The organism is Streptomyces sp. NPDC059456, from assembly GCF_042750055.1.
In the GTDB taxonomy this organism is placed as follows: Bacteria; Actinomycetota; Actinomycetes; order Streptomycetales; family Streptomycetaceae; genus Streptomyces.
The window spans coordinates 1-6,902 of the sequence record NZ_JBHYVA010000460.1 but is presented as its reverse complement, the minus strand read 5'-3'; the positions used below and the strand labels follow the sequence as shown (position 1 = coordinate 6,902).

At 72.1% G+C, this 6,902-nt stretch carries 8 protein-coding genes; all 8 read right to left on the bottom strand.

The features are described 5' to 3' along the window. A partial coding sequence (locus tag ACFXA3_RS30315) for a hypothetical protein (RefSeq protein ID WP_385191795.1) occupies positions 1-394 on the bottom strand: 394 nt, incomplete at its 3' end. Positions 395-610: 216 nt separating this feature from the next. Next, complete coding sequence (gene fbaA, locus ACFXA3_RS30310; RefSeq protein WP_385191794.1) at positions 611-1,633, bottom strand: class II fructose-bisphosphate aldolase; 1,023 nt, start codon at positions 1,631-1,633, stop codon at positions 611-613. A gap of 225 nt (positions 1,634-1,858) precedes the next feature. Beyond that, positions 1,859-2,398 (bottom strand): orotate phosphoribosyltransferase, encoded by a 540-nt coding sequence (pyrE, locus tag ACFXA3_RS30305; RefSeq protein ID WP_385191793.1) that lies wholly within the window; start codon positions 2,396-2,398, stop codon positions 1,859-1,861. Positions 2,399-2,408: 10 nt separating this feature from the next. After that, a complete protein-coding gene (locus ACFXA3_RS30300) occupies positions 2,409-3,218 on the bottom strand; it encodes an aldose 1-epimerase (RefSeq protein ID WP_385191791.1) in 810 nt (269 codons plus the stop codon). 21 nt (positions 3,219-3,239) lie between these two features. Beyond that, the gene (locus ACFXA3_RS30295) at positions 3,240-4,148 is read right to left on the bottom strand and encodes an SRPBCC family protein (RefSeq protein WP_385191790.1); all 909 of its coding nucleotides are present in this window, start codon (positions 4,146-4,148) and stop codon (positions 3,240-3,242) included. Between the two features lie 47 nt (positions 4,149-4,195). Then, positions 4,196-5,836: a polyamine aminopropyltransferase gene (locus ACFXA3_RS30290; RefSeq protein WP_385191788.1), complete on the bottom strand. Its 1,641-nt coding sequence runs from the start codon at positions 5,834-5,836 to the stop codon at positions 4,196-4,198. 143 nt (positions 5,837-5,979) lie between these two features. Beyond that, the gene (locus tag ACFXA3_RS30285; protein WP_385191787.1) at positions 5,980-6,522 is read right to left on the bottom strand and encodes a DUF2617 family protein; all 543 of its coding nucleotides are present in this window, start codon (positions 6,520-6,522) and stop codon (positions 5,980-5,982) included. Positions 6,523-6,736: 214 nt separating this feature from the next. After that, positions 6,737-6,902: DUF2617 family protein (locus tag ACFXA3_RS30280; protein ID WP_385191796.1), on the bottom strand; the 166-nt coding region annotated here is incomplete at its 5' end.

The following is a 6,902-nucleotide window of genomic DNA, read 5'->3' as shown; positions in this document are numbered from 1 at the left end:
GACTGGGCGTGTGCGTGGGCATCTGGGGCTTCGGTGTCTGGGGGCTCGGCGACGTGGTACTCGGCGCGCTGACGCGCTTGCAGTTCACGAAGACGAAGGGCTGGTCCTCGTTGACCGCGAGAACGGTGTAGTCGACGTTCTTCTGGAAGCGCTTCAGCAGGAAGTGCCCGGTGCTGTCGACGTTCAGGCGCTCGGTGCTCTCGCCGTCGTTGAGGTTGCGGGGGGCCGTGAAGCCCTCGCCGGAGATGGTGACCGAGGTCCCGTCCGCCGAGGGTGTGACCGTGCAGCTCGCAGCAGGTGCCGCACCGGCGGCCGGCGCCAGGACGATCGCACCGGACAGGACGAGCGGAAACGCGGACAGCGCAACCACTGCGCGTCGGATGTGCAGATGCATGAGGGTGCTCCCATCAGGGAGAAGCCAGGGAGTGCGGGCCGCGGGGCTGACGGCGCTCACCGTCACAACGGTGTCCGAGGGCCGAAAGGCGACCGCCCATCCATGCTCACCCACCCTCCCGGAGCTGTCGACCGGAGGAGCGGGAGCCGCCACGACGAAGGGCCCGGGCCGCCGTCGTGGGACGGCGCCCGGGCCCTTCGGCCGTGACAGGTGGTACTACTTCAGCTTCGTGCCCGTCGAGCGCAGGTTCGCGCACGCCTCGGTGACGCGCTCGGCCATGCCGGCCTCGGCCAGCTTGCCCCAGGTGCGCGGGTCGTAGGTGGACTTCTTGCCGACCTCGCCGTCGACCTTCAGGACACCGTCGTAGTTGCGGAACATGTGGTCCGCAACCGGGCGGGTGAAGGCGTACTGGGTGTCGGTGTCGAGGTTCATCTTCACGACGCCGTTCTCCAGCGCGGTGGCGATCTCCTGCTCGGAGGAGCCGGAGCCGCCGTGGAAGACGAAGTCGAACGGGCTGCTCTTGCCGTACTTCTCGCCGACGCCCTGCTGGAGGTCCTTCAGCAGCTCGGGACGCAGGACGACGTTGCCCGGCTTGTAGACGCCGTGCACGTTGCCGAAGGAGGCGGCCAGCAGGTAGCGGCCCTTCTCGCCCAGGCCGAGGGCCTCCGCGGTGCGGATCGCGTCGTCGACGGTGGTGTACAGCTCGTCGTTGATCTCGTGGCTGACGCCGTCCTCCTCGCCGCCGGTCGGGGTGATCTCGACCTCGAGGATGATCTTCGCGGCGGCGGCCTTGGCGAGCAGCTCCTGGCCGATGGCCAGGTTGTCGGCCAGGGTCTCGGCGGAGCCGTCCCACATGTGCGACTGGAAGAGCGGGTTCAGACCACGGGCCACGCGCTCGGCGGAGATCTCAAGGAGCGGGCGGACGTAACCGTCCAGCTTGTCCTTGGGGCAGTGGTCCGTGTGCAGCGCGACGGTGACGTCGTACTTCGCGGCAACGATGTGCGCGAACTCGGCCAGGGCGACCGCACCGGTCACCATGTCCTTCTTGTACTGGCCACCCAGGAACTCCGCACCACCGGTGGAGATCTGGATGATGCCGTCGCTCTCGGCCTCCGCGAAGCCGCGCAGTGCAGCGTGCAGGGTCTGGGTCGAGGTCACGTTGATCGCCGGGTAGGCAAACTTGCCTGCCTTCGCCCGGTCGAGCATCTCGTTGTAGACCTCGGGGGTTGCGATGGGCATCTGTCCGCTCCTTGGATGTGCGGGGAGTGTGCGATTGCTGGCCCTGACCTGGGGGCGACGTAACCGTCGCGCTCATCTTTCCAGACTCCGCGCGACACTCCACCCGTGCCGAGCGGACCGTTTCACGTGAAACACTCCGCGCCTGGGGGAAAGGGCAGGTCAGGACCTGTGCCCGGAGACCCGGGGACCGAAGTCACCAGTTCTCCGGGCGGCCACAATGCGAGATCAGGCGAGGTCGAGGTCGCCGAGCCGGTAGCCGGTGAGGTAGGGCAGGCCCGCCGCGGCGATGGCGTCCGCGGCCCCGCGGTCCACGATCGTGGCGACGGCGACGACCTCGCCGCCGGCCTCGCGGACGGCCTCGACGGCGGTCAGCGGAGAACCGCCGGTGGTCGAGGTGTCCTCGACGACCAGGCAGCGCTTGCCCTTCACGTCGGTGCCCTCGATACGGCGCTGCATGCCGTGGGCCTTCTGCGCCTTGCGGACGACGAAGGCGTCGAGGCGCCCACCGCGCGCGGCCGACGCGTGGAGCATCGAGGTCGCGACCGGGTCGGCGCCGAGGGTCAGACCGCCGACGCAGTCGAAGTCCAGTTCGGCGGTGAGGTCGAGCATGACCTGGCCGACCATCGGGGCCGCCTCGCCGTCCAGGGTGATCCGGCGGAGGTCGATGTAGTAGTCGGCCTCCTTGCCGGAGGAGAGGGTCACCTTGCCGTGCACGACGGCCTTGTCCTTGATCTGCTGCAGAAGCGCCTGGCGCACGTCACTCATGGCCCCGAGCTTAATTGCGCGCCGGCGCCGGCTGGGACAGCCGCCGCCAGGTCCAGGTCATGGAGATCTCCAGCGGGTCCACGGGGCTGACCAGGCGCGGCAGGGTGTTCAGCCCGTTCGGCGGGCCGGACTGCGGCTCCACGCAGACCGCCTCGGGCTGCTCGTCGTACACCACCACCCATTCGGCCCGGCTGGTGATCTTCAGCTCGACGGCGCCGGGCCAGGTCAGGGTGGCCTCGACGCCTTCCGGCATGCCGAAGCAGTCGTCCCAGGGGCCGGGCAGCGGGTCGATGCGCTTGCCCGTGGGGAGGTGGTCGTCCCCGCGCTCCTCCTGCCAGGAGGGCGCGAAGTCGAGGCGTACGTCCTCACCGCCGGTGCCGAGGTTGCGCCGGAACCAGGGGTGCCAGCCCGCCTGGGCCGGGAAGGAGTCGCCGTACGTCTCCACGCCCATGGTGACGGTCAGCGCATCGGTGCCGAGCTCGAAGATCTGGGTGACCCGGCCCGGGTACGGCCAGGGCTCGGCGAGGTCGTACGTGAAGGCCGCCGTGGTGCCGGTGACGCCGGCGGGGCGCCAGGCGGCGTCGCGGCCGAAGCCGTGGATGGCGTGCGGCGGCTGGTTGATCGGCAGCTGGTGGACGGTGGCCCCGTCCTGGAACCGCCCGTTCGCGGTGCGTCCGCAGAACGGGACCATGGGGAACGCGCCGTAGTGAGGGCCTTGGCGCAGCAGCTCCGTGCCGTCGATGCGCAGGCTGCCGATCCGGCAGCCGTTCTCCTGGTCGATGGTCACCTCGGCGCCGGCCGCGCTCAGTTGCGTACTCATGCGACCGACTCTAACGAGGTGTCAGCGGCGTCGGCGCAGGGCTCGACCGACGACGACCGCCGAGGCCAGAGCCAGTGCGGCGGCCGGGGCGAGCCAGCGCAGGTTCGCGCCGGCGCCCGCGTTCGCGGGGGCCGGGACGGGGGCGTAGCGGCCGCGCGGGGGCGCGTGGTCCACTTCCTCGGCGCTGCGGCCGATCATGGTGCGGCGGGCGTGGGCGGCCTCGGCGGGGGGCTGCGCGGCCGCGCCGAACTCCTCGATCTCCCCGATGTCCCCGAGGTCGCCGATGTCGCCGGCCCGGCCGAGGTCGGGGAGCCCCTCGAAGTCGCCGTCCATGAAGGGCTCCAGGGACGGGGGCGGCACATCGGTGTCGAAGACGGACGCGGTGACCTCCGTGACCCCGTCGTCGTCTCCGTCTGCGCCGTTCTCTGCGTCGTGCGCGCCGGCCTCGGCCTCCTCGGCTTCCTCCGCCTCGGCGATGACGTCGGTCACCGGTTCCCGGGGCCCGGCCAGCGCCGCGAGCTGTTCGGCGGCCCGGTCCAGGAGCCGCTGAACGGCGGTCGCGGTCGCCTCCGCCGGGAAGGCGGCGGCCCGCCCGTCGGCGGCGCCCTCGGCGGTGAACTCCAGCCGGGTCCCGTCGCCCACCGGGGTCAGCAGCAGGGCGAGGGCCAGCTTGACGGTGCCGCTGCCGCGGATCTCCGCGCCCTCTCCCGAGACGGTGAAGCGGTCCGGAGCCCGTTCGGTGACGGTCAGGGCTCCGCGGTAGGTGACGGTGTTCCCGCCGACCCGCAGTTTGAGGCGGCCGGACACGGGCCCGGACGCCGCGTCGGCGTCCTGCTGGAGCCCGGGTACGCAGCGGGCCACCCGGGCGGGGTCGCGCAGCACGGCGCGGAGGTCGTCTGCCGGTACCGGAACGAACACCTGATGCTCCATGTGGACGAGCCTACCGACGCGAGGCCCTCCCGCGCCCGGTGCGGCACCTACGAATACCGCGGGTGCGGGAGCGTCGACGGCGGCAGGCCCGCCACGCGGGTGCGCTCGGCGTCGCGCGCGGCGTCCCGCAGGGACTGCGTGGACAGCGAGCGCAGCCCCGGCGTGTCGGGATCCACCCGCAGCGCGGGGACCCGGTCCCGGCCGGCCAGTACGAAGCCCCAGTCCTGCGGTGGCGTCTCGGCGGTGCCGGGGCTGCGGTCGGGGCCGGCGGCGAAGCCGGAGAGCCGGCCGCCCGCGCTGTAGGGCGCGGTGTACAGGCCGGCCGCGCGCAGGGTGGCCTCGACCGTCCAGTACGTGCGCGGGCGCGTGGCCAGCGGTCCGGCGTGCACGGCGATCCGCCCGCCGGGGTGCAGGGCCCGCGCGGCGAGCCCGTAGAACTCCTGGGAGTACAGCTTCGTGCTGGGCGTGATCCCCGGGTCGGGGAGGTCGGAGACGATCACGTCGAAGCCGTCCCGGGCACCGGGCCCCCGCAGCCAGCGGAAGGCGTCCTGCGTGACGACCCCGAGCCGCGGGTCCTCGTACACGTGGCCGTTGAGCGCGGAGAGCATCGGGTCGGTGCGGGCGAGCCGGACCACGCCGGGGTCGAGTTCGACGACGGTGACGGAGGTGACGTCGCGGTAGCGCAGCACCTCGCGGGCGGCGAGCCCGTCACCGCCGCCGAGGACCAGGACCCGGCTGTGCGGGCCGGTCATCGCGGGGTGCACGAGGGCCTCGTGGTAGCGGTACTCGTCGTAGCCGCTGACCCGCAGCCGGCCGTCGAGGAACAGGTCGAGGGAGCGCGGGGAGCCGGTGGCCGGCCCGGTCAGGACGAGTTCCTGGACGCCGGTCTGCTCCGCGACGCGGACCTCGGCGCCGTAGACGGCGCGCCGGGCGACCCCCTCGAAGTCGTCGGCGAGCACGGTCGCGCAGGCGAGGGCGGACAGCACGGTGACGTTCGCGATGATCAGCAGCCAGCGGGCGCGCCGGCTCAGGTCGCGGCGGAACAGCCACAGGACGAGGCCCGCGCCGACGACCGCGTTGACGGTGCCGGTCAGCATGGCGCCGGTGAGCTGGCCGAGCACCGGCAGCAGCAGGAACGGGAAGGCCAGCCCGCCGACCAGGGCGCCCACGTAGTCGGCGGCGAACAGGTCGGCGACCGCGCCGCCCGCGTCCTGTCTGCGGATGCGCTGGATGAGGACCATCAGCAACGGGATCTCGGCACCGATGAGCACGCCGATCGCGAAGGAGAAGGCCACGAGCGCGGGCCTCGACTCGCCCAGCCAGGCGAAGCTCGCGTACAGCGCCATCGCCGACAGCCCGCCGAGCAGCGCGAGGCCCGCCTCGATGGCCGCGAAGCCGACGGCGGGCCGGTTGCGGAGCCGTTTGGCCAGCAGTGATCCGACGCCCATCGCGAAGACCATGACGGACAGCACGACGGACGCCTGGGTGACGGAATCGCCGATGAGGTAGGAACCGAGGGCGAGCAGTTCCAGCTCGTACACGAGCCCGCAGGCGGCGCAGACGAACACGGTGGCCAGCACGAGGATTCGGCCGGTCCGGGGCCGTACGGGCAGGGCGGCCGGAAGGCTCGCCACGCCCCGCGGCTCCGGAGCCGGGAGCACCCGGCGCGGGACGGAACGGTCGATCATGCAGCGAACCGTACGTCACCGCCCACTTGCATCCCGTCACCCACATGGGTGCAAGTGACGTACGGTTTCAGCCGGTTGGCGTAACCGTGCGGGGGCGCTCGCGGCTTCCGCGCCCCCCGGAAGGCCGAGGCCCGGTCCCGTCGCTACCGCGCGGCGGACTCCAGGGTTCCGGTGGACGCGCCCGTGCGCACCCCGACCCTCGTACGAGTGGCCACCAACTGGCCTTCCTGCGGGTACGCGTGCCAGGTCCGCCAGCGCACCTGCCCCTCGTGGCGCTGCGCGAGCATCGCGGTGAAGGCGTGCGGGCTGCCGGGAAAGGTTCCGGCCAACCCGTTCGGGTGATCCGCGACCAGCGCGAGCAGCTCCTGCGCACGCCCCGCGAAGGAGCCCTGCGACAGGGTCTCCACCCGCGCGGCGAACTCGTAGTCCCAGTCACCCATCCGCTTCGCCACGCCGAGCGGCAGCGGCGTGCGGCTGCCGGGCATACAGGCGACCGTCTCCGAACAGAGCACCGCGCCCTCCTCCAGGAGCACCTGGTGCGAGGCTCCGAGCAGGCGCAACTCCAGCTTCGCCCCGGCCAGGTCGAGGTTCAGCACGGCCAGGGCGGGCAGCCGGTCCCGACCGAGCGCCCAGGCGAGATCGGCGGCACGCGTGTCGGTGTAGGTGGTCTGGAGGGTCGTGAGCATGAGTCGGCTCCGCAAACGCGCGAGGGAGATGGGCCGGGGCCCGCCAGCGGTAGTCAACGGGTGGGGGGACACCGGCACGGGTCCACAGGAAGTCCAGGGAGGTCCGAGGACTGGTCTACTCAACCGAGGGAATCATGAAAGGCACGGCACTCACAGCGTTTTTACCCAACTTGGTTGGGTTTACATCCCCCCGGGGGCTACTCAGTTCACGTGTTCAATCCCGGGCGTCCCGCGCGTCACGCCACACCGGCCCCGCGGGCCGGAACTTTCCGCTCCACGAGCCCGGGAGCACCTGGTGCGAGGCTCCGAGCAGGCGCAACTCCAGCTTCGCCCCGGCCAGGTCGAGGTTCAGCACGGCCAGGGCGGGCAGCCGGTCCCGA

Bases quoted from the DNA above. Each gene is read 5' to 3' on its own strand.
- fbaA (WP_385191794.1), bottom strand. From the start codon at position 1,633: ATGCCCATCGCAACCCCCGAGGTCTACAACGAGATGCTCGACCGGGCG.
- pyrE (WP_385191793.1), bottom strand. From the start codon at position 2,398: ATGAGTGACGTGCGCCAGGCGCTTCTGCAGCAGATCAAGGACAAGGCC.
- ACFXA3_RS30300 (WP_385191791.1), bottom strand. From the start codon at position 3,218: ATGAGTACGCAACTGAGCGCGGCCGGCGCCGAGGTGACCATCGACCAG.
- ACFXA3_RS30295 (WP_385191790.1), bottom strand. From the start codon at position 4,148: ATGGAGCATCAGGTGTTCGTTCCGGTACCGGCAGACGACCTCCGCGCC.
- ACFXA3_RS30290 (WP_385191788.1), bottom strand. From the start codon at position 5,836: ATGATCGACCGTTCCGTCCCGCGCCGGGTGCTCCCGGCTCCGGAGCCG.
- ACFXA3_RS30285 (WP_385191787.1), bottom strand. From the start codon at position 6,522: ATGCTCACGACCCTCCAGACCACCTACACCGACACGCGTGCCGCCGAT.